The following is a 24,629-nucleotide window of genomic DNA, read 5'->3' as shown; positions in this document are numbered from 1 at the left end:
AACATAACTATCGATCGGGGGTTGGCGCTACCATAGCATGATTCGTACCGCGTTACTGGGCTTGGGAGGCTACGGGCAGCTCCTCGCACGCGGATTGAACGACAATCCCGAGACGACCCTCGAAGCAGTCGTAGACGTCAATCCGGACAACCTCGAGATCGCGGTCGACGAGTTCGGCGTCGATGCCGACGCGTGTTACACCGACGAGGCGGCGATGTACAACGAACGGGAGTTCGACGCCGCCGTCATCGCGACGCCGCCGGCGTTTCACCGCGACCAGATCCGCACGGCCGTCGATCACGACCTCCACGTACTCTGTGAGAAACCTATCGTCGGCGACCTCGAGGAGGCTCGAGACGTCGAAGCCATGTTCGCCGACAGCTCACAAGTGCTGATGGCGGGCTACCAGCGCCACCTCGAGCCGGCGTTCATCCGCGGCCGCGAACGCTGGGCCGAGGGCGACGCGGAGCCGACGTTCATGACCGGCGAACTCCTGCAGGACTGGACGGACCACTTCGAGAAGGGAACGAACTGGCGGCTCGATCCCGACGTCGGCTGTCGCGGCCACCTCTTCAGCGTCGGGACGCACGTCCTCGAGTCGCTGCTCTGGATGACCGGCCTCGAGCCCGAATCGGTCGCCGCCGACATGGCGTTCTACGACGACGCGGAGCGGATCGACCAGCGCGCGACGCTGTCGATCCGGTTCGAGAACGGCGCCGTCGCGACGATGGCCGACTCGGCCGTCGCGACGACCGACCGCGAACGGATTCAGATCTGGGACGACGACGGCGCGCTCGAGTTCACCCGCCGCGACTGGGGCGAGCCGACGCTGACGGCGATCGACGACGCGGGCGACGACACCGTCCCGGACGTCGATCACAGTAGCGGCCGCGGGAAGATCGAGGCGTTCGTCGAGGCGATCACGACGGACGCCGAACCGCCGGCGACGCTCGAGGACGTGATCCGCGTGACGGCGCTGCTCGATGCGGCGTACGAGGCGGCCCGAACTGGAGAGCGGGTCGCAGTTGATCTCGAGTGAACGAGTGAGAGCGTAAGCGGGTGAGAAAGCGAGTAAGGGACCGCGGCGCTGCTTTTCACAGACTCGGCGTCGACAAGATACTGGTCTGCGCCGACGCGCGCAAGTCCGACTACCAACTGTGGCTCTCGACCGGTTCGACTCGGATGGGCTGGCGGTCGAATAGTTGGCAGCCGACTCGAGTCGAACGCAGCCCCCGTTTGTACAGCCGCTCGTCGCTCGGCAAAAGAGTAGTTCGGTCAAAACGGATTCGACGGGAGGATTGAAGCAGCGAGTGAGCCGTCGACTGCGGTTAGAGGTACTCCTCCGGATCGGGACGGGCTTGCTGCTCGTCGTCCCGCAGGTGCTCCCGGACGGCCGGGAGGAACCGGTACCGGAGATCGAAGTAAAACGAGACGATCCCGTAGATCCAGAAGAAAAACAGCACGACTGCGGCGACGATGAACAGGACGCCGGTCGTGGTCACCATGGTTCGGTCACCCCTCGATTTCTTCTTCGGCGGACGTAGCGGCGGCCTCGGCCTCGGCGACGAGGCTGTGCGCGATGGAGTCACCCGTCGCGCCGTCGAAGACGTGGATCTTCTCGCGGTCGAAGACGACCTCGACCGACTCGTCTTCGCTGATCGAATTGTCGGGGTCGATACTGACGAGCAACTGGGCACCCTCGTCGCCCATGAGCGTCTCGCTGTCGGTCTCCGAGCGTGCGGACTCCGGAATCAAGTACGCGTACGTCTGGTCGCCGACCGGCTCGAGGACGTCGACGACGGCCTCGAACGATGCGCTCGGGTTCGCGGGGGCGTCCTCGCTCGAAACGAGGTAGGCGTCCTCCGGACGGACGCCGACGGTAACGTCGGTGCCGTCGTACTCGGCGCCGAAGCCGTGTTGGAGTCGGACGTGGTCGATTTCGATCGCGTCGGTCCCGACGGTGCCGTCGAACATGTTCATCGACGGACTGCCGATGAAGCTCGCGACGAACCGGTTGGCCGGCTCGTTGTAGCAGGTCAGCGGCGGCGCACACTGCTGTAGCTTCCCCTGGTTGATGATGGCGATGCGGTCGGACATCGTCATCGCCTCCTCCTGGTCGTGAGTGACGTAGACCGTCGTGATGCCCAGTTCCTTCTGGAGGCGCTGGATCTCGGTCCGCATGTGGACTCGCAGTTTGGCGTCCAGGTTCGCCAGCGGCTCGTCCATGAGGAACACTTCCGGCTCACGGACGATCGCGCGGGCGATGCCGACCCGCTGTTGCTGGCCGCCCGAGAGTTCGTCGGGGCTGCGATCGAGCATCCCCTCGAGTTGGACGATCTTCGCCGCCTGCTTGACGCGGCGTTCGATCTCGTCGTCGTCGAAATCTCGCAGCCGGAGACCGAAGGAGATGTTGTCGTAGACGTTCATGTGGGGGAACAGCGCGATGTTCTGGAAGACCATCGCGATGTCGCGGTCCTTCGGCGGGTCGTTCGTGACGTCCTTGCCTGCGATCTCGACGGTCCCCTCCGAGGGGAGCGTCAGCCCCGAAATCATCTCGAGGGTCGTCGATTTGCCACAGCCCGACGGGCCCACGAGACAGAGGAACTCGCCGTCCTCGATCTCGAGGTTCATGCCGTCGACGGCGACGACGTCCTCGTAGCGCTTCGTCGTATCAGTAAGATTGACTTGTCCCATGGTATCTTGTCACTCCTTTAGTCCGCCCTGCGTTAAGCCTCTGACGATGTGTTTCTGTGCGACGACGACCAGGAGCGCGATCGGGAGGATCCCGATGATGCTCGCAGCCGCCATCAGGTGGTACAGCTGGCCGCTCTGCTGTTCGAACTCGAGGATGCCGTAGACGAGCACGGCCCAGTTATCCGCCGAGCCGTCGGTCATCAGGAACGAGAAGAAGAACTCTCGATACACGCTGATGAACACGATGATCGCGGCGGTCGTGACGCCGGGCGCCGACAGCGGCAGGATAACGCGGAACAGCGCGCCGAGTCGGGTCGTCCCCTCGACGCGGGCCGCGTCCTCGAGCCCGTCCGGAATCTGACTGAAGAAGGTCGTCAGGATGAAGATAGTGATCGGCAGGGTCAGCATCGTGAACGGGAACGCCATCGACCACGGCGTGTTGTAGAGGTCGGGCGTCTGGAAGATGCCGATGGTAAGCGACCCCGTCAGCATCTCGTACAGCGGGATGAGAAACGCGATCCCCGGGAAGTACGAGACGACCAGCAGCAGCAACATTAGCGGCGCTTTCCCGCGGAAGTCGACGCGGCCGAACGCGTAGCCGGCCAGGCTGCCGAGCACGAGGCAGACGATGACGGTCAGCGTCGCGATGACGAGGCTGTTGAAGATGTAGTGGTGCAGCGGCACGCGTTGGAAGACCTCGAGGAACACCCCGACGTTCGTCCCTTCGGGGAGAACGCCCATGCCGTACAGGCGATCCTGCGGCGTGATCGCGAGGACCAGCAACCAGTAGAACGGGAACAGCGTCACGATGATGAACGACGTCAGCCCGACGTAGAACAGGAGCCTGTAGCTGTCGTACGGGTTGCGGATGAGCAGGTCGACGATGCGACCGACGGTGCTTCGGGAGTCCGCCTGTCCGGCGTTACTCATTGGTTCCCACCTCGCTGCGGAAGTTGATGAGGTAGAACATGATGATCCCCGCGATGAGCAGCGCCGTCAGGAACGCGATCGCGGAGGCCGTCGCCCACCGCTGCATGCGGAACGTATCGACGACAAGACAAGACAACGTCGGAACGGTGCTACACCCGGTCGACGCCTCGACGACGCCATAGACCTTCATCGAGCTGATCGTGTAGAAGATCATCCCGATCAGGACGACGGGCTTGATCAGCGGCAGCGTGATTAGCCGGAACTGCTGCCACTTCGAGGCGCCGGCGACTCTGGCGACGTTGTAGAGACTCTGATCGACGCTCGCGAGTCCGGCGAGGATGATCAATGCGATGAACGGGACCTTCCGCCAGATGTCGATCAGCGTCACGATCACAATCGAATCGCGCGTGCTCACGAGCGGGTTCGACGAGAACAGCCCGAGGCTGTGGAGCGGATCGACGAGGAAGCTGATCGACGGCTGGAACAGGAGGTAGAAGATCATCCCCTGGATGACGATCGGGATCGACCACGGCAGGAGGACGATCATCCGAGCGACCGCGCGGCCGCGGAACTCCTTGTTGAGGATCAGCGCCATCCCCAGTCCGAGCAGGGTCCCGATCGTGACGCTCACGGCTGTGATGAAAAGCGTCACGCCGAGCGCGCTCGAGAGGGGGTTGCTCAGGCTGAAGAACGGGTCGCTGAGGATAATGTCCATCTCTCCGCTCAGTATGGCGGAGTACGTGTCGAAGCCGCTGAACTCGCCGACCGGATACGTTCCCCGGAGGTCGTCGCTGTGCAGCGAGACCCAGAACGTCCGGAGCAACGGATAGAACGCGAGGGCCGAGAGGACGAACAGCATCGGCCCGATGAGGAGGTAGCCGTACTTATCCTCGTCTAACCGTTCGATCCGGTAGAGGATCGGCGAGAGTGCGTTGAGTACCTTCTTTTTCATTGGATGTGTGTGGGTTCGAGTGTGCGTTTACGTTCGATGCTCGAGCGACGGTGCCCGTCGACCGGTCCTCGATTCGGCGGGGACGGACGGGATCGGATCGTATCGGGACACGGTTACGCTTCCGTCTGTTCGATTTCTTCGACGGCTTCCTGGGCCGCTGCGGCGGCCTCTTCGGGGGACTGCTCCTGCTCGAGACAGGCGGTGAACTCGTCGGCGATCGCCTCCGACTGGGAGTCCCAGATCGCGTTGATCGGGTGGACCCACTGATTCTCCGACTGGAGGCGAAGCGTGTCGAGGTACCGGTTCATGATGGGAACCTCCTCGGCCTGGTCCGACTCGTACAGTTCCGGCTTCGGGGGCGTGGATCCCGTGAGTTCGAAGATGTCGAGGTAGAACTGGTCGGACGTCATCGCCTGTATCAGTTCGACGGCTGCGGCCAGATTTTCGGAGTTCGGGTTCAGCGACAGGTGCCAGCCGCCGAGCGTCGCGTTCGTCCCGCCGGTCCCCTCGTACTTCGCTTCCTCCTTGGAAACGCCGTAGGGGAACGGCATGACGCCGAGGTCTTCGCCGAAGGCGTCCTCGCCCGCAAACTGGGCGATGGCGTACGACCAGTTCCGGTGGAAGGCCGCCTGGCCGGCCTGGAACGACTCCTGGGAGGGCTGGGTGTCCCAGCCGAGCGCCTCGGACGGCAGAATGCCGCCGGAAATGTCCTCGAGCGCGTACTCGTCGTCGGAGCCGTGCATGAACGTCCGGAGCAGGCGAAGCGTTTCGACGACCGGCTCGTCGTCGACCGTGATCGGCCGGTCGCCGATGGGGCCGTGCTGGTTCTCCATGTCGCCGAAGTAGTTCCCGCCCATCGTGACGAGCTTCTCGTAGCCGGTCTGGTGGGCGATCGTTCGCTGGTTGAGCGTCAGCGTGTATCCGTGATCGAGGTCGTTTTCCTCGACCGTGTCGCTGACGATTTCGGAGAACTCGCTCCACGTCATCGGTTCCGTCGCCCAGTTTTCACCCTCGGGGTCGTAGCCCGCGTTTTCGACGTAGTCCTTGCGGTAGAGGATCGCCGGAATGTCGACGAACTGCGGAATCCCGTAGAGGCCGCCCTCCCACCGCATCGAGTCGACCATCGTCTGGTGGTAGTCGCTCTCGAGCTCGTCGAGTTTCTCCTGCGGCAGCGCTTCGTTCAGGTCGACCAGCCAGCCCCGCGGCGCGAACGCCGACGTGTACGAGAAGTTCGTCAGCATGATGTCGGGCGTGGACTGTCCGGCCTGCAGAATCTGCGTGTACCGGTCCTGCTGATCGTCCGCGCCCCAGACGCCCGTCGAGAACTCGACCGAAATGTTCTCCGGCAGGCCGGCATTATGCATCGACTCAACCAGTTCGTCCTGGATGTCGCCGAACAGGGGAGCCGTCGCGTACTCGAGGGTTACTTCCTCGCCGTCGTACTCGCCGATGTCCAGTCCGCCGGAATCGCCGTTTCCGCCGCCACCGCCGCTGTTGATACAGCCGGCGAATCCTGCGACACCGGCTGCTCCGGTCGCCGAAAGGACTCGTCGACGAGAGATCTGGCGCTTGTTCCGTGGTTTTTTCGAAGACCCATGATTGGCTCTCTCATCCATGAGCGGTAAATGAGTAGACCATTATATAAATATTGCCTTTTGTTCATTATAGATGCGACGCTGTCTTTCGATTTACACTATCGATCATCAACCATTTATTACTCAGTATATTCTACGTATCCGGCGTTACCGAATGGACGATAGTCGTATTCGTGCACGACAGCATCGGCCGTCTCAAAATAACGAACAGCTAAATCTGTTCTATAAGTACGCGTTCGCACCAGCGATACGGCGTAGAAATTTGCGTTTGTCTACATCTGAAACCGGAAAGTCCGCTCTCGCCGGACACGGAGACGAACGGAGTTCTCGTCGTGGTGCGTTCTCGAGAGTGGGATGAACAGTTGAGAGTCGACGCAAGGTGGCGCGAGGCGCCGAGAGGATGACGAGTACTCGCACTCGTGACGGACGGTCGGGTTCGTCGTCGGGGATCGGTCGGCACAGCGGTACGGGACGGTCGAAAGAGCGTCAGCGACTGGCACCGACGAACCCAGCCGTCCAACAGGACGCGGTGCGCAGCTGCGAGAATCGATCGTGCCGTTCGGACGACGCGTAACGGACAGGCGACGAATACCCGAAATCGTGCCGAGGCCGCGAGTGCGGCGCTACTCGAACTCGGGGATGACTTCCTCGCCGAACAGCCGGATCTGATCCTCGACGAGGTCCTTGGGCATCCCGGAGTGGTGGAATCGGAGCGCGAGGTGGTCCAGCGGGAACCGCTCCTGCATCGACTCGATCTGCTCGACGATCTGCTCGGGCGTCCCGTAGATGAACCGGTCGTCGGCCAGTTCTTCGAAGTCCTCGACCGAGTCGGCGGTCATCAGCGGGTGCGAGAACTCGCCGCCGTACTCGTCGATGTACGTGCGGTGGACGTACTCCTTGCGTTCCATCACTTCTTCCTCAGTTTCGGCGATGACCGCTTCACGCATCAGCGGGTGCTCGATTTCCTCCCAACTCTGGTCGCTGTCCTCGATGTGTTCGCGCTGCTGTTCCTTTCGATCTTCGACGATTCCGAGGTCGGCGACGACGCCGGGCACCCAGGCGTCGCTGAACTTCACCGAGCGCGCGATCTGTTTGTCGCCCCAGCCGCCGACCCACAGGTCAGGACGGGGCTGCTGGACCGTCGGCGGCAGCGGCTGCCAGTCTTCGACCGAGAAGAACGGGCAGTCGAAAGTGATAGGCTCGTCCGACGAGAGGAACTCGTCGAGGAAGCGAAGCCCTTCGATCATTCGCCCGGCGCGCTCGTCCATCGGCACGTCGAACGCGTCGAACTCCTCCTCGACGTAGCCGAGTCCCACGCCGAGCGTGAGTCGCCCGTTCGAGATGTTGTCGAGCATCGCCGCGCGCTGTGCCACGTGCAGCGGGTGGTAGAGCGGCAGAATGAGCACCGACGTGACGAGCTCGAGCTCCTCGGTGCCGGTGCCGATGCTAGTCAGCCGCGTCAGCGGCGACGGCCAGTAGTTCTCGCCTTCAGTGGCCTGGTGATCGTTGACCCAGCAGGATTCGAAGCCGACGTCCTCGGCGAGCTGACAGTGCTCGACGACGCCGTCCCACGACTGTCCGCCTTCGACGGGGAAGATCCCGAATTTCATACGTACGATGGGACAGTGCGATCAGCACCTATTTACATCTTCTGTTGTGTGGAATACTGCATGCGTCGAAAGGCGACCTCACTCAACAGTTCCGACGGCCAGGGAAAACGGCGGTCGAGCACGAGCGCGTTCGTTCGGTTGTCGATCCGAGACACAGATTCGAAAACGGGAGCGTTCCCCACAGGATTCGAATAGTCATCCCGTCGACTCCACGAGCCGTCCGGTCATGGCGAACACAGTCGTTCGATCGGTCACTCATCGAGTACGCACGGCGCCTTGTATTTACTAACGTACAGTTGTAAATATGGGTGTATCGGTGGCATCCGTGTTACTCCAAACGCCGGCGTGACGGTGTGTGACTCGGCGTTCGGGAAGGGCGAACGATAAACGGGAGAATGTGACAGAACGGGTGGGGTGGTCGTTAACCGGGTAGTTCGAACGCGGCCGAGCGAACCCGGTTCCGTTCGACTCGGTTGGGGTTCGTTCCCCTATCGAGAACGTAATTGAAAGCTTCGAGTTTTCGACGGCATGCGCGAAACCGACCGGCATCGATTACGAGTGTCGGCCGCCGATGGTTACCTCGAGTTGCGCAGCGCTACGGTCCGTTTGCTCGCGGTTCGAGTTCCCGTAACGGGAACAAACTTATTAGGAGTCCGATTAATCATTGAGATATGGTACCACAACGTGAAACGGGCCGGACGATCCGGTCGGTGCAGATCGCGTTCAACATAATCGATGCGCTGCAACGGAAGAACGGCGCCGGCGTCACGGAGATCGCGAACGAGCTCGGTCACTCCAAGAGTACGATCCACAGTCATCTGGGGACGCTCGAGGAACTCGAAATCGTCGTCCGAGAAGACGGCCAGTATCGCCTCAGTCTCCAGATCCTCGGGATGGCCCAGCACGTTCGCGAGCAGGTCGGGAACTACGACGTCATTCGGAGCGAAGTCGAGACGCTTGCGGAAGAGACCGGCGAGATCGCACAGTTCGGCATCGAGGAACACAACCGGGTGTCGTACCTCTGCAAGGCGGCCGGGGACGGCGCGGTCGAAACCGCCTCGAGCGTCGGCACGCAGCAGCCGATCTACTCGACCTCGCTCGGCAAGACCATCTGCGCGTACCTCCCCCGCGAACGCGTCGAGGAGATCGTCGCGGAGACCGAGTTCGTCGCACAGACGCGCAACACGATCACGACCCCGGAGGAGTTCTACGAGGACCTCGAGGCGATCCGCGACCGCGGCTACGGAATCGACGACGAGGAGAACATCAACGGCCTGCGCTGCGTCGCCGCACCCGTTCGGAAGGGGGAGAAGGTGCTGGGTGCGATCAGCGTCTCCGGCCCCTCGAGCCGGTTTACCGACGAGCGCCTCCACGGCGAACTCTCGGACTACGTCCAGCGCGCCGCGAACGTGATCGAACTCAACACGAAGTTCTCGTAGAGGTAGTCTCTCGTCGCCTCGTAGATCCGGACGATTCTTGACGCTGCTCGCATGATTTATACTGATAGATGCGGATGGCTTCGGTATGGAGATCGCAGCAGTGAGAGGCTACGCCCTCTCGTCGCCGATCGACCCGGTACAGGAGCGGCCGTTCCACGGCGGCGTGCGACGGCTTCGGAAACGAGACGTCGTGCTGGTCGTCGTCGAAACCAGGGACGGCCTGCGGGGAATCGCAACGGCCGGCGCGAGCAGTTCCGCCATGACCGAGTACTTCGAGGGCGACTCGCAGGGAACGTTTGCCGACGTCGTTGAGGGACCCGTCGCCGACGCGCTCGAGGGCGAAACGATAGACGAAATCGCAGCGGCCCACGACCTGCTCCGCGGGAGCGACGTTCCCGACGGCGATCTGATCGAGGCGATCTCGGCGATCGACGTCGCGCTGTACGATATTGCGGGGAAGCGCCGCGGCGCGCCGGTGTACGAGCTGCTCGCGGACGAATACGACTCGACGCCGACGACCGAACTCGACCTCTACGCCAGCGCGGGGATGTACATGGAGCCCGACGGCTACGTCGAGCAGGCGCAGGTGCTCGAGGAACTGGGCTTTTTCGGCTACAAGTACCGCCCCGGAATCGGTCCCGAGGGCGACCGCGAAACCGTCGAACGGCTCGCCGAGGGCGTCGACGACATCGAGATCATGCTCGACGTCCACACCTGGTGGAAACTCCGCGAGGGCTACGACCGCGAGACGGTCCGCGATCTGGTCGTCCACGCCGACGAGCACGACGCCTACTGGATCGAGGAACCGGTCGAGCCCGACGACCACGAGGGGTACGTCGACCTCGCCGCGACCGGTGCGCCGCTCGCGGGCGGCGAAAGCGAGGAGTCGGCCGCAGGATTGGTCGCGCTCGGCGAAACCGGCGCCGTGGACTTCCTGCAGGGCGACGTCCGCCACCACGAGGGCTTTACCGGCTGCCGGGAGGCGGTAGAACTCTGCGCGGGCCGGGACGACCTCGAGTTCGTCCCGCACAACTTCGGGACGTGGATCGGCCTCGCCGCGAACGCGCACCTCGTCGCGGCGGCCCCGGAGGCGACGCTCGTGGAGTACCCCGTCTTCGAGGACGATCCGCTGTTCGACACCGAGGTGGATCCCGGGATGTACCCGTTCGATCTCGCGTTCGATCTGATCGAGGGACAGCCCGACATCACCGGCGGCGTGCTGTCGGTGTCCGACGAGCCCGGCCTCGGCGTCGAGCTAAACGAGGACGTGATCGAACAGTACCCGTTCAGGGACGGCCCCTGGACCGAATTCCACTACGACGACGCCTGACAATCCACCGATGACGACCAACGCTACGACTACCGAGACGGAGATCGCACTCCTGGGCGGTACCGGAGAGATCGGCCGAGCGCTCGCGCTTCGGTTGGGACGCGATTCGGACTACGCGCTGACGATCGGTTCGCGCGACGAGCGAAAGGCCAGCGAGGCGGCCGAGGACTACCGATCCCGACTGCGCGACCGCGGCGTCGAACCGCACCTCGGGGCGGCCGAAAACGTCGACGCCGCGGCCGATGCGGACGTCGTCGTGCTCTCGATTCCGCCGTACTACGCCGACGAGACCGTCGAAACCATCGCACCGGGACTCGACGACGAAACGATCCTCGTTAGTCCCGCGGTCGGCATGCAGCGCGACGAGGACGGCCTCCACTACCACCCGCCGTCGGCGGGCAGCGTTATCGAGATGATCGCCGACGTCGCGCCGGACGACGTCCCCGTCGTCGGCGCGTTCACGAATCTCTCGGGCGAACGACTCGCCGATCTGGACGTAGAGATCGAGACGGACACGCTGCTGCTCGGCGACGACGAGGACGCCAAGGAGACGGTCGCGACGATCGCGGACTCGATCCGCGGCCTCCGCCCGCTCGACGTCGGTCCACTCACCAACGCGACCGAGGTCGAGGCGTTGACGCCGCTATTGATTAACCTCGCGCGGTACAACGACGACATGGAGAACGTCTGCGTGACGTTCCACTAGGTGTCGTGTGTCAGACCTACCGCTGCCGGAGCTGTGAGACGTTCCGCTCGCCAGGTCGACGTTCTAATTCGAGCCCGTCGATCTTTCGGATCGTCACTTCGCCGAGGACGTTGATCTCGCAGCCGTCCTCGAGATGGCCGCCGACCGTGCGCTCGCCGTCGAACGCCGTCACGTGGAGGTGCGGTTCGCCGTCGGCGATCACGCCGTTGATGTCGGTCACCTCCCAGGCGCCCTCGAGTTGCAGGTCGACGTTCCGGTCCGCCTGGTCGTCGGGCAGATCGGTGCGGTCGACGTAGTGGATGTTCAGGTTGCTGAAGGTGCCGATGCCGGTGACGACGGCGCCGGTGTCGACGTCGTGCTCGTCGCAGGCGGTTTCGATCGATTCCAGTGCGAGATCGCCGCGGTCGAGACGGACGATGACGTGTCCGTCGTCGGCTTCGAACGACTCCATGGGGAGTAGTGGCACGGCCGCCGGAATAAAACTTGACATCGTGTGCCCGTGAGCCGCTGTCGCTCGAGACACCATCACTTGAGACACGAACCGTAATCCCAGCGTGCCGACGAAAATTAAAGTACGAGCGAACTGTTGCCTATCGTATGCTCGAGTACGGAATCGTCGGTGCGTCGGGATTCGGGAGTAACCATGCGGCAGCCGTCGAATCGATCGACGGCGCAGAAGTCGTCGCCGGCACGGCGCGCAGCGAAGAATCGATCGCACCGTTCGCGGACGAGTACGACGCGACCGGCTACACCGACCATCGAGAGATGTTCGAGGCCGAAGAGTTGGACGCCGTCAGCATCTGTACGCCGTCGGGAACCCACGCCGAGATCGCGGTCGACGCCGCCGAGGCCGGACTCCACGTCCTCTGCGAGAAGCCGCTGGACGTGTACATCGACCGCGTCGACGAGATGATCGAGGCGGCCGATCGCAACGGCGTTCGACTCGGCGGGATCTTCCAGCGGCGGTTCACGCCGGAGCGGTGGACCGCTCGCCGGTGGGTCGAAGAAGGTCGATTCGGCGACCTGATCCTCGCCGATACGACCGTGAAGTGGTACCGCCCCCAGAGCTACTACGACGACCACTGGCACGGGCAGCGGGACCTCGACGGCGGCGCCCTCATCCAGCAGGCGATCCACTTCGTCGATCTGCTCGACTGGCTGACCGGCGGCATCGAGCGCGTCTCTGCCGAAACTGAAACGGTCGCCCACGAGATGGAGTGCGAGGACCTCGCGGTCGTCTCCCTCGAGTGCAAAAACGGCGCGCGCGGCGTCATCGAGGCGACGACCGCCGTCCGCGGCGGCGAGGACCGCGTCGAACTAAACGGGACGAAGGGATCGTACAACTCCGGAACGTTCGTCCTCGAGGACGAGGAAGTCGAGCCGGACCTGATCGAGCCGCCGACGGGAACGGGGCTCGAGGGACAGGTTCGAGACTTCATCGAGGCGATCAGAGAGGACAGGGAGCCGATCGTCAACAGTCGGGACGCCCGTAAAGCCGTGGAAGTCGTTCTCGCGTCGTACGCGTCGGCGGAGCTGGGTCGACCGGTCGACGTGGACGAAGTGCGGGAGCTGCAGGACCACACCTAACGCGCGACACCTTCGAGTGCGGGTCGTGATCAGAACGACTCGAGCGTCGCGTCGCTTTCTTCGTCGATCTCGACGTCCTCGGCTAGGTCGCCGTAGTTACCCGCGAGTTCGATCCTTCCGGTCTCGCCGGTCGCCCGCACGAACGGCGACTCGCCGTCGGGCGCACAGCCGCGGATTCGCGTTCGATCGACGTTCTCGAGGGAGACGATCGGCGCGTCCTGATCGTCCGGAACCTGCAGGCCGTCGACGGTGACCGACTCGGTGTCGACGAACCGCATCGCCGGGCCGTCGGCCGTCCGGATACGGACGTCGTTGAAGGAGATGTCGGCAATCGACTTGCAGAACAGCCCGTGGGTCTGCTCGTAGCCCGAAGCCATTGCGGGGTCGAGGTCAGTCGCGTCGAGCGGCCGCGTTGCGTCGATCCGGACGTTGTCGAACTCGATGCCCTCGAAGTACTGCTCGGGGAGCCCGGCGAAGAAGCCGGCCGTCTCGACGTTGCGGGCGGTGATATTGCTGAATGTGACGTTGCGGACCATCGGCGTCCCCTCGTCGACCGGTTCGGGCTCGCTGTCCAGCGGGGTGAAGTAGTAGCCGTTGATGGTGAACGGGGAGGCGATTCGCCGCATGACGATGTTGTCGAACCGGAGGTCCTCAACGACGCCGCCGCGGTCGCGCTGGGTCTTGATTCGGACGCCGCGGTCGGTGTCGGTGAAGGTGCAGTTGGTGACCGCGACGTCGCGGACGTCGCCGGACATCTCGCTGCCGATGACGACGCCGCCGTGGCCGGCCTCGACGGTGCAGTTCGTGACGGTGATCTGCGAGGCGGGTTCACCGACCTCGCGGCCCTCAGCGTTCTTCCCGGACTTGATGCAGATCGCGTCGTCGCCGGCGTTGATGTACGCGTCGCTGATCCGGACGTACCGCGAGGAGTCGATGTCGATCCCGTCGCCGTTGGGCGCGCCCTCCGCGGGATTGAGGACGTTGACGTCGGAGATCGTCACGTTCTCGGAGTAGACGACGTGCGTGTTCCAGAACGGCGAGTTCTGGAGGGTGACGCCCGAGACGGTGACGTTCTCGGACTCGGAAATCTGGAACAGCGGCGGGCGGAGCGTGAAGGAGCTGACGTCGTCCGCCTTGTCGTTTTTCCCGTTGAACTCCGCGAGGCGCTCGCGCAGGCCCTCGGGGAGTTCGTCGTCGTCGGCGCCGTAGAACTGCCACCAGTACTGCCCGTTGCCGTCGATCGTGCCGCGGCCGCTGATCTCGACGTTCTCGGCGTCGGTAACCCACAGACAGGGGTGAAAGCCGTACTGGTTCCAGCCCTCCCACCGGCTTTCTACCGTGGGGAACGCGTCGTAGTCGCCGACGAACGTCAGCGTCGCGCCGGGATCCAGATGGAGCGTCGTTCGATCGCCGATCCGAAGCGGGCCCGTGCGGAACCGGCCGGCCGGAACGTACACGGTCCCGCCGGTCTCGGCGCACTCGTCGAGCGCCGTCTGGATCGCGTCGGTCGCGGGATCGTCCGAGTCGCTGATCGCGCCGTACTCGCGGATGTCGAACCGGTCCGTGTCAGGCACTGTCATCGTCCGATTATCCCGGAGTACGGACATAAACGTTGTGTCGCCGACGCGGCGATCGAGCGTCTATCCGTCCCGAATCGGCAGCTCGGAATCGTATTCGGCGGCGGCCCCGGCCGTCGGCTCGTCCTGATCGACGCGGACATCGATCAGTTCCGGTCCGTTCCGCGACAACGCCTCGTCGACCGCCTCCTCGAGGCCCTCGAGCGTTCGGACGGTCTCGCCGCGGCAACCGAACCCTTCCGCGATGGCGGGGAAGTCGGGCGAGGACCAGTCGAACCGGTGGCCTTCGGTGTACCGATCGATCTCTGGCGATTTGCTGATGATGCCGTAGTCCGCGTTGTTGAAGCAGATCGCGAGCACGTCGAGGTCGTCGGCGGCCGCCGTGTGCAGTTCCTGCAGACACATCATGGCGCCGCCGTCGCCGGTCAGCGCGACGACCGGCCGATCCGGTTGGGCGAACGCCGCGCCGATCGCCGCGGGCACGCCGACGCCCATTCCCGCCCACGAGCCTGCGGAAATGTAGCCCTCCGGCTCGTAGGCCGCGAAGTTCTGCTTGGCCCACAGCCGGAAGCCGCCGATGTCGGTCGTCACGATGGACTCTCGCGGAAGTGCCTCCCGTAGCGTACGGAGAACGCCGGCCGTCGCGATCGGCTCGTCGTCCGCGAGGAGCCCGCGGTCGCGGAGCCGTGCTTCGTACTCCGACTGAACTCGGTCGCCGATTTCACGGCCGTCCCAGCCGTTGCCCGCGTTTGCAGCGGCGGATTCGGACTCGAGCCCGTCACGAATCCACTCGACCGCGGTACCGGCATCGTCGACGATCGCGACATCTGACTCGTAGGTGTTGTCGATCCACGCCGAGTCGGCGGAGGCGTGCACGAGCGTCTCGCCGAACGGAATCGACCAATCGTCGGTCGTCACGCCGTCGAAGCGAGCGCCGAGCGCGAGGACGACGTCCGCCGCCTCGAGCGTCCGTCTCGCACCCGCCGGAAGGTGACTGCCGGTGACGCCGAGCCAGCGCGGGTCGTCTTCCGGAAAGACGCCCTTGCCCTTGTAGGAGGCGACCACGGGCGCGTTCAGCCGCTCGACGAGGTCGCGGACCGCGACCGGGTCGCACGTGCGGCGGGCGCCGACGCCGAGATAGACGACCGGCCGATCCGCCTCGGCGAGCAACCGTGCTGCGGTTCGATACTCGGCATCGCCCTCGAACTGGCTTGCGGGCGGGTCGACGGTCACTCGTGGCGATCGAAACTCCCCCTCGAGCAACGACTTCGGGACGCCGAGCCGAACCGGACCCCGCGGCGGCGTCAGCGCGGTTTCGATCCCCGAGCGGACGGCCCGGTGGAACTCGAGCGGGCGCTCGACCGAGACGTTTTCCTTGACGACGTTGTCGAACGTGTCGGGTTCGATCTCGTGGATCGGCCCCTTCCCGCGATCGGCGGGGTCGGCGTCCGCGGCGATGTGTACTATCGGGACGCGATCCTCGAGCGCGTTTTTCAGGCCGTGCATCGCGTTCGTGTCGCCCGGGCCTGGCACGGTCAACGTCGCCGCCACGCCGCCGCCGGCCTCGTAGTACCCCCAGGCGACGTGGGGAATCGCGGTCTCGTGGCGGGCCATCACGTACCGGATGTCGTCGCGGCGTTCGACGGTCCGATCCAGCGGCAGCGTCTGCGTGCCGGGTAGGCCCACGAGGAGGTCGATCCCGGCGTCGACCAGCGCGTCGTACAGCTGTTCGCTGCCGGGTCGGGCCCGCCCCGAGGGATCGTCCTGTGCGGTCATTACGTCCGAGTACAACGGCGAAGCCACTAAATATGGCTGGTCGGCCGTCTACTCGATCCGTCTCGAGAATTGACCACCGGGTACGGCGGGGGCGATCAGCCCGACGATCCCGCCGCAGCGTCGTCCTCGTCGCCCGCGAATCGGGGATGGTCCGCGATCCGTTCGACCATGGCAAACTTGAAGTAGATCGTCCAGACGAGCGCGATGACGAAGGCGCTGAGTACGAGTTCGGCCCGGGACGTAACGTCCAACTGTTGGACGACGTAGCCCGTAGTGATCGTGACGCCGAGGTTGTACACGAGCAGGATGCCGTCGTGTTTCGTGATGGCCATAGAGACAGGTTTCAACGAATCGCTAAATAGCTGTTCACTAGCAGGTATCGACTACCGCGGTCAGTCGATTAGCGGCGCCGACGCCATCCCGACGGCGTCTGGCCCGCTGCTTCTACAGGATCACTCGATGAGCGACTCGACGTCGTCCTCGAGTTGTCGGTAGAGGTCCTCTGCGCGACGCTCTTCCTCGGCCGAGAGCGGACGGATCGGCTCGCGGACGGCGCCGCCGCCGGCGTTGAGCCCGGCGAGTTCGAGGCCCTTCTTGACCGCCGAGACGCTGATTGCGCCCGGAATCTCGTTGTCCTGGCCCGTTTCGCCGCGGAAGTTCTGGTAGGGAAGGCAGATATCTCGCAGTTTTCGGGCGCGCTCCCAGTCGCCGTCCGAGAGCGCCTCGTACAACTCGAGGCCGATTTCGGGCCGGAAGTTGCTCACGCCGGCGGAGAAGCCTTCGGCACCTTCGGCCCAGAACGAGACGGCGAACGGCTCCGCCAGTCCGTCGACCCAGACCACGTCGTCCGCGCCGGCGTTGACGCCCGCGCCGAGTTTGACGGGATCCTCGAGCGCGTACTTGATCCCGACGACGCCGTCTACGCGCGTCAGTCCGGCGAGGTAGTCGACGGACGGATCGAAGCCGCGCACGTACGGCACCAGCGGCGTGTCCGTCGCCGAGTCGAGTTCGCGGTAGTACTCGAGCAGCCCCTGCTCGTGGATGTACGTGTGATCCGGCGGCATGATCATCATCGCGTCGACGCCGACGTCGTCGTAGGCGCGAATCAGTTCCTGCGCGTGGCTCGTGCTCCCGCCGACGCCGGCGAGGACGCAGGCGTCGTCGGGGAGCGCGTCGACGCTCGTCTCCGCGACGGCGACGCGTTCGTTCGTCGAGAGGGAGTGATACTCGCTGATGTTCGCAGTCGCGAGGAAGGTTTGAACGCCCTCGTCGTAGAGTGTCCGGGCGTTCTCGGCCAGCTTCTCGTGTTCGATCTCGAGGTCGTCGTCGAACGGTGTGAGCAAGCCAACGGCTACACCGCGGAGTCGGTCCCGTACCTGGTCGGCTGACAACGGCATAGACTGTGAATATGTCGCAACTGGTAAAAACCCATCGCTTACGTGGATCGTCTAGGCCGTCCTTGAGTCGATCGATTCGGTTCGATACCAGCCGGAGACAGCCGTCAGGACAACGGGTAAGTGAGTCCGCATCGTTGTGGCGGCACGGAATGACAGCGTCTCACGAGATACAGCAGTACCTCGAGCGACTCGACGGGGGGCCGACACACGAGTACGGCTACGAGGGCCAAACGGGTGCCGCGTTTGCGGCCTGGCAGGACGCCATCCGGGAAGAACTGGCGTCGGTGCTCGGCTTTCCCGCGATTCGAGCGACCGGATCGTCCGAGCCCGATCCGGAACGGCTCGCAACCGAGACGAAAGACGGGTACGAGCGCCAGACCTGGCACGTCCGGACGGAACCCGACTTTCGCGTGCCGTTCGACCTGCTACTTCCCGACGGGGGCGAGCCGCCGTACCCGGTCGTCCTCGCGATTCACGGCCACTGCGAGGACGGCCGCGCGCTCGCCGTCGGCGAGGTCCCCGACGATCGACCCGAGATCGTCGAGGAGCGGCGGGACTTCGCCCGACAAGCCGTAAAACGGGGGTACGCGGCTCTCGCACCGGATATGCGCGCGTTCGGCGACCTCGCCGGGCCGGAGCCAGACGCCGACGGCTACCGATCGTGTACGCGATTGCAGAAGGTCGCGCAACTGTTCGGGCGGACGCTCGCCGGCGAACGAGCCTGGGACATCCTGCAGTTGCTCGAGTTCGTCGAGCGCCAGTCGGCGCTGGACGCCGAGCGGATCGGCATCGTCGGTCACTCGGGCGGCGCCGCAGCCGCCATGTTCGCCGCGGCACTCGACGATCGGTTGGCGCCGGTCGCGGTGAACTCGTACTTCTGTACGTTCGACGAGTCGATCGTCGCCATCGACCACTGCGAGTGTAACTACGTCCCCGGGATTCGCCGCGTCGGCGAGATGTGGGATATTGCGGGAGCGATCGCCCCGCGACCGCTCGCGGTCGTCACCGGCGACGAGGATCCGATTTTTCCGGTCGAAGGAACGAGACGCGCGTTCGACGAACTGACGGAAATCTACGCGGCGGCCGACGCGGCCAAGGCGTGCAACCTGACCGTCGCCTCGGGCGCCCACCGGTTCTATCCGGACGCCGTGTGGCCGTTCGTCGGCGACGCGCTGTGAGCAGCAGAAATTGGGACGGTACCGTCGCTACTCGAACTCGGGGATGACTTCCTCGCCGAACAGCCGGATCTGGTCCTCGACGAGGTCCTTGGGCATCCCGGAGTGGTGGAATCGAAGCGCAAGGTGGTCCAACGGGAATCGTTCTCCAATCGACTCGATCTGCTCGACGATCTGCTCGGGCGTCCCGTAGATGAATCGGTCGTCGGCCAGTTCCTCGAAGTCCTCGACGGAATCGGCGGTCATCAGCGGGTGCGAGAACTCGCCGCCGTACTCGTCGATGTAGGTGCGATGGACGTACTCCTTGCGTTCCATGACCTCCTCTTCGGTTTCAGCGATGACCGCCTCACGCATCAACGGATGTTCGATCTCGTTCCAATCCTGGTCGCTGTCTTCAATGTGCTCGCGCTGCTGTTCCTTGCGATCTTCGACGATGCCGAGGTCGGCGACGACGCCGGGTACCCAGGCGTCGCTGAACTTCACCGAGCGCGCGATCTGTTTGTCGCCCCAGCCGCCGACCCACAGGTCAGGACGGGGTTGCTGGACCGTCGGCGGCAACGGCTGCCAGTCTTCGACCGAGAAGAACGGGCAGTCGAAGGTGATAGGCTCGTCCGACGAGAGGAACTCGTCGAGGAAGCGCAGCCCTTCGATCATTCGCCCGGCGCGCTCGTCCATCGGCACGTCGAACGCGTCGAACTCCTCCTCGACGTAGCCGAGGCCGACGCCCAGCGTGAGCCGCCCGTTCGAGATGTTATCGAGCATCGCCGCTCGCTGTGCCACGTGCAGCGGGTGATACAGCGGGAGGATCAATACCGACGTGACGAGCTCGAGTTCCTCGGTGCCGGTGCCGATGCTGGTCAGCCGCGTCAGCGGCGACGGCCAGTAGTTGTCACCCTCGGTCGCTTGATGGTCGTTAACCCAGCAAGACTCGAAGCCGACGTCCTCGGCGAGCTGACAGTGCTCGACGACGCCGTCCCACGACTGTCCGCCTTCGACGGGGAAAATTCCGAACTTCATGCTCATGTGTTCCGATACGACAGTGCGATCAGCACGTACTTACATTTTCGGTTATATTTTATATCCGTCACGATCGCGGCGGTACGTTCAAGGCCCGACCGGTCGCATCACCGATCGGATGCGCGTAACTGATTACGAGCTCTTCGCAGTGCCGCCGCGGTGGCAGTTCCTCAAACTCGAGACGAGCGACGGCCGGGTCGGGTGGGGCGAGGTCTACACCAAGTGGCACTTCGCGGGCGACAGCGAGCCGGCGACGCGGAGCGCGGTCGACCAGCTGATGCACCAGTACGTCCTCGGCGAGGACCCGAGCCGCATCGAGTATTGCTGGCAGGCGATGTACCGGAGCAGCTTCTACCGGGGCGGCCCGGTCCACATGAGCGCCATCGCCGGCATCGACGAGGCGCTGTGGGACCTGAAGGGGAAAGAGGCCGACATGCCGGTCTACGACCTCCTCGGCGGCGCGGCCAGGGATCGGATCCGCCTCTATCACCACGTCAGGGCTCACGGCGACGACGTCTCGGATCCGGCGGCCGCCGCGGCTACGGAGGCCCGAGAACACGTCGAAGCCGGATACGACGCCGTCAAACTCGTGCCGACGGGCGGCCTCGAGCCGGTCGATACCCCCGCGACCGTCGAGCGGGCGCGCGAGATCGTCGGCGCGGTTCGCGAGGCGGTCGGCCCCGACGTCGACGTCGCGCTCGATTTCCACGGCCGCGCCTCGAAGGCGATGGCCCGGCGGCTGGCGACGGCGCTCGAGGAGTTCGAGCCGATGTTCATCGAGGAGCCGGTGACGCCCGAACAGGATCGAGAATTCGCGCGGGTCGCCGAGGCGACGACGGCGCCGATCGCGGCGGGCGAACGGCTCTATACGCGGTGGGACTTCCGCCCGCTCCTCGAGGCGGACGCGGTCGATATCGTCCAGCCCGACATCTCGAGCGCGGGCGGGATCACCGAGACGAAAAAGATCGCGGACGCGGCCGAAACGTACGACGTCTCGATCGCTCCGCACTGTCCGATCGGCCCCCTGGCGCTGGCGGCGTCGCTGCACGTCGACGCGGCCGCGCCGAACGCGTTGATCCAGGAGCAGGTGATCGTCGACGACGCCGACGCGCTGGCCTACGTCGACAACGGCGAGATTTTCGAACCGACCGACGGCTCTCTCGAGCTTCCCGACGGACCGGGACTCGGCGTCGACATCGACGAGGACCGCGTTCGGGAACGGGCGGGGACGGATCTCGGCTTCGATCGCTCGCCCGGTCACCGAGCGGACGGCAGCGTCGGCGAGCGGTGAGCGGCGGTCGCTCACCCTCGCCGCGGCCAATCAGCAGTCGCTACGCCGCAGCCGCGGTCGTTCGTTCCGCGTCGATTCGCTACGGCGGACTGGCGTTCGGGTCCTCGACCGCGAGGGCCCACTGGTCGATCCAGTCGCGCAGGCCCGAACTGGGGACGTTCAGCGAGTGGGTGTTCTCCGGCAGTTGCGGATAGCCGCCGACCTCCTCGTGGTCGGCGACCCAGTAGTCGTAGGGCGAGTCGGTGTACGCGTCGCCCGCGCGGTCCTGAATCTCGGAGACGATCCGCGAGTCGTTGCTCGTTCGGTCGGCCGGTCGCGCGCCGGCGTAGTTCATGTTGTGGCTCTCGACATCCCCCGAAGACATCGCCGACAGGCCGCTCGGCCAGAGGGGCCGACTCGACAGCTCCGAGGTCCCACCGGTAAGTGGCGTCGAACTCGGGTCCGTGACGTTGTCCTCGAGGTAGGCGTTGCCGCCCTCGATAGCGGTGTCCTCGAGGTCCTGGGGGATGTAGAGGTTGCCGACGATGGACGCCTCCGTGTCGCCGTCCATGTTCGTCGCCTCGTTGAAGAAGTACATCACGTTGTTGGCGACGACGCTACGCGTGCCGCTCTTCAGTCTGGGGACGCGGCCGCGTGTCTTCGCCCAGACGTTGCCCAGTAGCGCGACGTTGTCGGCGCCGTCGCCGATCAGCGTCGCGTAGTTGTGGTCCTCGCCGTTCCCGTATGGATCGTACAGGCCCTCGTAGACGAGGCAGTTCGAGAGCGTCGTGTCGGTCGAGTCGTAGCCGACGGACATGCACTCGTCGACGCCCCACGAGGCCGTACAGTGGTCGAAGATGACGTTTTGCGTGCCGTCGGCGCTGTTGAACGAGTCGTTGCCCTGAATGTTGCCGCTGTCACCGGGCCCGACCCGCGAGCGGAGGTGTTGGACGACGACGTCGTCCGCGTTGACCTGGAACAGGCCCTGTGTGAGCGTGATACCCGGCGAAGGGGCGGTCTGCCCGGCGATCCAGCACTGGTCAGCGGTGACCTCCAGTTCGTCGCCGTCGAGGTCGATCGTCCCCGAAGTCTCGAAGACGACCAATCGCGGGCCGCTTCCCTGAACCGCGTTCGCCAGTTCGCTCCGAGTGGCGTTCTGCACGCGATGGACGGACACGCTGTCGTCGAACCACGAGGGCGACGCGAACCCGTCCGACAAGTCGAAGTACGCTCCATCCCCAGACGTGCCGCCGTTGCCGCTGTCGTCCGAGGTCGTGAACGAGTTCGTCGACCCGGTGTCACTGTCGCCGTCGCTCGCCGCGACCGTCGCCCGGAACTCGTAGTCCGTCCCGCTGGCGAGCCCGGAGACGTCCTCGCTGAAGCTTCCCGTCGACGACCGCGACTGCGTCGCCGTCGCACTCCAGTTCCCGCCGGTCTCCCGATACTCGAAGCCCACGTCGGCCGACGACGCCCCGCCGAGGTCGTCCAGGCCCCCCGAGAGCGTCGCCGACGACGAATCGACGCTCGACGCCGACCCCGTCGACACCACCGGGTCCGTGTCGCCGCTGCCGCCACCGCCGTCGCCGCTGCCGGTCGAGACGCTCCCGCCGACCTCGACAGTGCCGATGTCCTGATTGTCGCTCGGTGAGAGCCCCGAGAGGTTCGAGAACTCCGCCGTCGTCAGCGTCCCCTCGTTGTGGCTGCAGACGGCGAGGCCCACGTACGCGCTGCCGGCGAAGTCGATCTCGCCGGGCGAGATGTCCGCTATCAGCGTCCAGTTCGACCCGTCAGTCGAGCCGTACGCCTCGATGGTGTCGCCGCTGCGGACGAGGCGCTGCCAGGTGGCCTGCATCGTGCCGCCGGACGTCTCGGCCTCCCCGGTTCCACCCGAGGTCGTGCTTTCGGCGTCGTTGCCGTCGTCCGACCGCCACTGGAAGGACGTCTCGTTGCCGGGCGTCTTGCGGATCATCGCGTGTTCGGCGTCGTCGTTCAGCGTCTGGCGGACCATCAGCCCCGCGCGCGCCCAGTCGTCGGTGTTTTCCAGGCTATCGATGCGGACGGTGACGTCGAAGTCGCCGTCGACTTCCGTGTAGTAATAGTGGAACTCGTCTCTGGCGTTCCAGATGTCGTAGCCGGCGCCCTCGATGGTGATCGTGGTCGCTGCCGCAACGCTGCCGGTCGCGTAGGTCGATGCCACTGCGCCTGTCGCGCCGAGCCCGAGGGCCCGGATAAACGTACGTCTGTCGTGGTTAGCCATTGTGAACCACCACTAGACAGTATAATTTCACTTTTAATAAATTTATTCTAGAAATATATACAAAATTAATTTTGTTCTGGTGGTTGTCACAGGTGACTGTGACTTCAATGGAAACCCCGATCGGCTCCGTCCCAACTACGAGACCGCCCGAGACCGACTGGGAGAGGGGGATGATCGCGGAACCCCGTTCAGACGGCGCGTGACGGGTGTCGATCAGTGGTCGACTGCGACGTGACCAACCGTTCAGCTCGCATGCATCGGCGACCGCGGATCGACAGTCGGGCCTCGTCAGTCGGTCAGGGCGGACTGGCGTTCGGGTCCTCGACCGAGATGGCCCACTGGTCGACCCAGTCGCGCAGGCCCGAACGGGGCCGTTCAGCGAGCGGGTCGACGCGGGTCAGTACCCGCTGTCGAGTTCCTCGAGCGGTTCGGCTTCGCCCCACACCGCGTCGCTCCCCTCGGTCGGCGCCGCCCACTCGACGGCGTTGTCGAGCACCCGCCGGATCTCGTCCTGGTAGAAGATCGGGTACTCCTCGTGGCCGGGGCGGAACGCGAAGATGCGCCCGCGGCCGCGCCGATAGCAGATGCCCGAACGGAACACCTCGCCGCCCTCGAACCAGGAGATGAAGACGGTGCGGTCGGGTTCCGGAATATCGTAGGGTTCGCCGTACATCTCCGTCGACGGCACCTCGAACGATTCGGGGAGACCGTCGGCGATCGGGTGTCCGGGATCGGCGACCCAGATCCGCTCGGTCTCGCCGCCGTGGCGGTACTTGATGTTACAGGTCGTCCCCATCAGCCGCTTGAACGGCTTCGAGTTCTTCCCGGAGTGGACCGGAACGAACCCCATTCCCTCGTGGACGCGGTCGACGACGCGCTCGGTGACCTCGTCGCTCACCTCGTCGTTCGCGCAGTGGGACCACCAGACCAGCACGTCGGTTTCGGCGAGGACGTCCTCGGTGAGTCCGTGTTCCGGTTCCTGCAGCGTCGCCGTTTGGACGGTTCTACCCTCGGCCTCGAGGGCGTCGGCGATGGCGCCGTGGATACCGTTCGGATACCGTTCGGCGACGTCCTCGCTCTCCTGCTCGTGGACGTTCTCGTTCCAGACCGTGATTCGATGGGTCATACGACGTGAACTCGGCGGTAATCGTGAAAAAGATTCGGCTCCGAGTTTGACGAGAGGGGTTGAACGAGGGCACACCCGTCCCCGTGCGGGTCGACCGCGCCGATGAGACGGGCCGCGCACCGCCGACGGTTCCCGACTTGCGAACGTTACAGATGTACGCACGTAAGTAATTGCTGGGAAAGCCGATAGAA

21 protein-coding genes are annotated in these 24,629 nt (G+C 64.7%); 7 read left to right on the top strand and 14 right to left on the bottom strand.

Annotated elements, in window-relative coordinates; all coding sequences use genetic code 11:
- Nucleotides 1-37: 37 nt before the first annotated feature.
- Entirely contained in the window at nucleotides 38-1,039 is a 1,002-nt protein-coding gene (locus HALXA_RS18270; protein WP_013875739.1) for a Gfo/Idh/MocA family protein, read from the top strand.
- A gap of 289 nt (nucleotides 1,040-1,328) precedes the next feature.
- On the opposite strand, the gene HALXA_RS22265 is transcribed toward HALXA_RS18270, so the two are convergent.
- The 6 genes from HALXA_RS22265 to HALXA_RS18245 all read right to left on the bottom strand — a co-directional run bounded on the left by HALXA_RS22265 (nucleotide 1,329) and on the right by HALXA_RS18245 (nucleotide 7,781).
- The gene (locus HALXA_RS22265) at nucleotides 1,329-1,505 is read right to left on the bottom strand and encodes a hypothetical protein (protein ID WP_013875738.1); all 177 of its coding nucleotides are present in this window, start codon (nucleotides 1,503-1,505) and stop codon (nucleotides 1,329-1,331) included.
- 7 nt (nucleotides 1,506-1,512) lie between these two features.
- Nucleotides 1,513-2,694, bottom strand: coding sequence for an ABC transporter ATP-binding protein (locus HALXA_RS18265; protein WP_013875737.1), 1,182 nt, complete (start codon nucleotides 2,692-2,694; stop codon nucleotides 1,513-1,515).
- Nucleotides 2,695-2,703: 9 nt separating this feature from the next.
- The gene (locus HALXA_RS18260) at nucleotides 2,704-3,624 is read right to left on the bottom strand and encodes a carbohydrate ABC transporter permease (RefSeq protein ID WP_013875736.1); all 921 of its coding nucleotides are present in this window, start codon (nucleotides 3,622-3,624) and stop codon (nucleotides 2,704-2,706) included.
- A complete protein-coding gene (locus tag HALXA_RS18255; protein ID WP_013875735.1) occupies nucleotides 3,617-4,576 on the bottom strand; it encodes a carbohydrate ABC transporter permease in 960 nt (319 codons plus the stop codon). The genes HALXA_RS18260 and HALXA_RS18255 overlap by 8 nt, the downstream gene beginning before the upstream one ends.
- 113 nt (nucleotides 4,577-4,689) lie before the next feature.
- Nucleotides 4,690-6,192 carry an ABC transporter substrate-binding protein gene (locus HALXA_RS18250; protein WP_013875734.1) on the bottom strand — a complete coding sequence of 501 codons (1,503 nt, stop codon included), beginning with the start codon at nucleotides 6,190-6,192 and terminating at the stop codon, nucleotides 4,690-4,692.
- A gap of 602 nt (nucleotides 6,193-6,794) precedes the next feature.
- Entirely contained in the window at nucleotides 6,795-7,781 is a 987-nt protein-coding gene (locus HALXA_RS18245; protein ID WP_013875733.1) for an LLM class flavin-dependent oxidoreductase, read from the bottom strand.
- Nucleotides 7,782-8,452: 671 nt separating this feature from the next.
- On the opposite strand from HALXA_RS18245, the gene HALXA_RS18240 reads away from it, so the two are divergent.
- From HALXA_RS18240 to npdG, 3 genes are all read left to right on the top strand, one after another.
- Nucleotides 8,453-9,220 (top strand): IclR family transcriptional regulator, encoded by a 768-nt coding sequence (locus HALXA_RS18240; protein ID WP_013875732.1) that lies wholly within the window; start codon nucleotides 8,453-8,455, stop codon nucleotides 9,218-9,220.
- Between the two features lie 85 nt (nucleotides 9,221-9,305).
- Entirely contained in the window at nucleotides 9,306-10,550 is a 1,245-nt protein-coding gene (locus tag HALXA_RS18235; protein WP_013875731.1) for a mandelate racemase/muconate lactonizing enzyme family protein, read from the top strand.
- Nucleotides 10,551-10,560: 10 nt separating this feature from the next.
- Nucleotides 10,561-11,256, top strand: a complete 696-nt coding sequence (gene npdG / locus HALXA_RS18230; protein ID WP_013875730.1) for an NADPH-dependent F420 reductase — start codon at nucleotides 10,561-10,563, stop codon at nucleotides 11,254-11,256.
- Between the two features lie 16 nt (nucleotides 11,257-11,272).
- Here npdG and HALXA_RS18225 read toward each other — a convergent pair whose 3' ends face one another.
- Nucleotides 11,273-11,707, bottom strand: a complete 435-nt coding sequence (locus tag HALXA_RS18225) for a PPC domain-containing DNA-binding protein (RefSeq protein ID WP_013875729.1) — start codon at nucleotides 11,705-11,707, stop codon at nucleotides 11,273-11,275.
- 146 nt (nucleotides 11,708-11,853) lie between these two features.
- Between HALXA_RS18225 and HALXA_RS18220 the strand changes: the two genes are divergently transcribed.
- Nucleotides 11,854-12,843: a Gfo/Idh/MocA family protein gene (locus HALXA_RS18220; RefSeq protein WP_013875728.1), complete on the top strand. Its 990-nt coding sequence runs from the start codon at nucleotides 11,854-11,856 to the stop codon at nucleotides 12,841-12,843.
- Between the two features lie 29 nt (nucleotides 12,844-12,872).
- On the opposite strand, the gene HALXA_RS18215 is transcribed toward HALXA_RS18220, so the two are convergent.
- The 4 genes from HALXA_RS18215 to HALXA_RS18200 form a co-directional block, all read right to left on the bottom strand.
- The gene (locus HALXA_RS18215) at nucleotides 12,873-14,423 is read right to left on the bottom strand and encodes a glycoside hydrolase family 28 protein (RefSeq protein WP_013875727.1); all 1,551 of its coding nucleotides are present in this window, start codon (nucleotides 14,421-14,423) and stop codon (nucleotides 12,873-12,875) included.
- 60 nt (nucleotides 14,424-14,483) lie between these two features.
- Nucleotides 14,484-16,196: a thiamine pyrophosphate-binding protein gene (locus HALXA_RS18210; protein ID WP_013875726.1), complete on the bottom strand. Its 1,713-nt coding sequence runs from the start codon at nucleotides 16,194-16,196 to the stop codon at nucleotides 14,484-14,486.
- A gap of 95 nt (nucleotides 16,197-16,291) precedes the next feature.
- Nucleotides 16,292-16,528, bottom strand: a complete 237-nt coding sequence (locus tag HALXA_RS18205) for a hypothetical protein (RefSeq protein WP_013875725.1) — start codon at nucleotides 16,526-16,528, stop codon at nucleotides 16,292-16,294.
- Between the two features lie 120 nt (nucleotides 16,529-16,648).
- Nucleotides 16,649-17,593: a dihydrodipicolinate synthase family protein gene (locus tag HALXA_RS18200; protein ID WP_013875724.1), complete on the bottom strand. Its 945-nt coding sequence runs from the start codon at nucleotides 17,591-17,593 to the stop codon at nucleotides 16,649-16,651.
- A gap of 149 nt (nucleotides 17,594-17,742) precedes the next feature.
- Between HALXA_RS18200 and HALXA_RS21170 the strand changes: the two genes are divergently transcribed.
- On the top strand, nucleotides 17,743-18,771 hold the full coding sequence (locus tag HALXA_RS21170) for an alpha/beta hydrolase family protein (RefSeq protein ID WP_013875723.1): 1,029 nt from the start codon (nucleotides 17,743-17,745) through the stop codon (nucleotides 18,769-18,771).
- 27 nt (nucleotides 18,772-18,798) lie between these two features.
- Here HALXA_RS21170 and HALXA_RS18190 read toward each other — a convergent pair whose 3' ends face one another.
- Nucleotides 18,799-19,785 carry an LLM class flavin-dependent oxidoreductase gene (locus HALXA_RS18190; protein ID WP_049895589.1) on the bottom strand — a complete coding sequence of 329 codons (987 nt, stop codon included), beginning with the start codon at nucleotides 19,783-19,785 and terminating at the stop codon, nucleotides 18,799-18,801.
- Between the two features lie 118 nt (nucleotides 19,786-19,903).
- On the opposite strand from HALXA_RS18190, the gene dgoD reads away from it, so the two are divergent.
- Nucleotides 19,904-21,076: a galactonate dehydratase gene (gene dgoD, locus HALXA_RS18185; RefSeq protein ID WP_013875721.1), complete on the top strand. Its 1,173-nt coding sequence runs from the start codon at nucleotides 19,904-19,906 to the stop codon at nucleotides 21,074-21,076.
- A 79-nt stretch (nucleotides 21,077-21,155) separates the two neighbouring features.
- Here dgoD and HALXA_RS18180 read toward each other — a convergent pair whose 3' ends face one another.
- Nucleotides 21,156-23,252: a DUF1349 domain-containing protein gene (locus HALXA_RS18180; protein ID WP_049895508.1), complete on the bottom strand. Its 2,097-nt coding sequence runs from the start codon at nucleotides 23,250-23,252 to the stop codon at nucleotides 21,156-21,158.
- Nucleotides 23,253-23,709: 457 nt separating this feature from the next.
- Nucleotides 23,710-24,438, bottom strand: a complete 729-nt coding sequence (locus HALXA_RS18175) for a ThuA domain-containing protein (RefSeq protein WP_013875719.1) — start codon at nucleotides 24,436-24,438, stop codon at nucleotides 23,710-23,712.
- Nucleotides 24,439-24,629: the final 191 nt, after the last annotated feature.

The organism is Halopiger xanaduensis SH-6, assembly GCF_000217715.1.
In the GTDB taxonomy this organism is placed as follows: domain Archaea; phylum Halobacteriota; class Halobacteria; order Halobacteriales; family Natrialbaceae; genus Halopiger; species Halopiger xanaduensis.
This window is presented reverse-complemented; position numbering and strand designations above follow the sequence as displayed.